An 885-nucleotide genomic window follows, 5' to 3' on the forward strand; every position below is an offset into this window, starting at 1 on the left:
TATCCTTTACGACTACATTGTCAAGTGCATGCAGGAGTTAGCGAAAGCGGAACCTGATATCGATGCACTCCTGCCTTGGAACTTCAAACACTAACAATATCGCCCCGTGGGTTCATGGGGCGGATACACTAAACCTGTAGGGTTAGATAGATATGAGAACTCAGCAGAACATAGCTGGCATGTTTGCCTGAGTGCTCTTTTACTCAAAGATTTTGCTAATGAACCAGTTGATATTGTTCGTGTCATGAAAATGCTACTCATCCATGACTTGGGTGAAATTGAGGCAGGTGATACGGTTATTTACTCTGCTGAAACAGAAGAAAACAAACAACTAGAAAGGTCATGCATACAGAAGTTATTTCAACTTTTACCTGAAGCAAGCCGAGAAGAGTTTTCTAATCTTTGGGAAGAGTTTGAAGAAGGTGTAAGCCCCGAAGCAAGCTTTGCTAAGGCAATCGACCGAGTTCCACCTTTACTTCACAACATTCATGGTGAAGGTCATGGCTGGAAAAAACACAATATACCCAAAGAAAAAGTTTTTGCTTTTAATGGCGAACGCATTTCCAAAGGTAGTAATTTGTTGTGGCGAGAAGTCGAGTCTAGGCTCAATGACGCAGTTCAATCGGGTGTACTGAAATAGGCGTATAACAAACGCCTCAAGAGGGACTGTCAACGCGTGGCGTTTCCAGTCCCATTGAGCCGCGGTGGTTACGGTTGTTGTGTTTGAGTTTAGTAGTAATGCGTTGCCAGCCCCTTAGGCGGGCGTTAGGTCACAACGGGATCACACGAATAATGTATGAAGATATCGAGTGAGTATGGAATAGCCAATAGGGTATAGAGGAAAGAAGGCAAAAAGGACGAATATTAGTCATTTCCATGATACCC

At 43.5% G+C, this 885-nt stretch carries 1 protein-coding gene; it reads left to right on the forward strand.

Annotated elements, in window-relative coordinates; genetic code table 11:
- The first annotated feature begins 106 nt into the window (after positions 1 to 106).
- A complete protein-coding gene (locus tag FKN88_RS17395) occupies positions 107 to 640 on the forward strand; it encodes an HD domain-containing protein (protein WP_306687768.1) in 534 nt (177 codons plus the stop codon).
- Positions 641 to 885: the final 245 nt, after the last annotated feature.

The organism is Vibrio sp. 2017_1457_13, assembly GCF_030851525.1.
GTDB classification, from domain to species: domain Bacteria; phylum Pseudomonadota; class Gammaproteobacteria; order Enterobacterales; family Vibrionaceae; genus Vibrio; species Vibrio metschnikovii.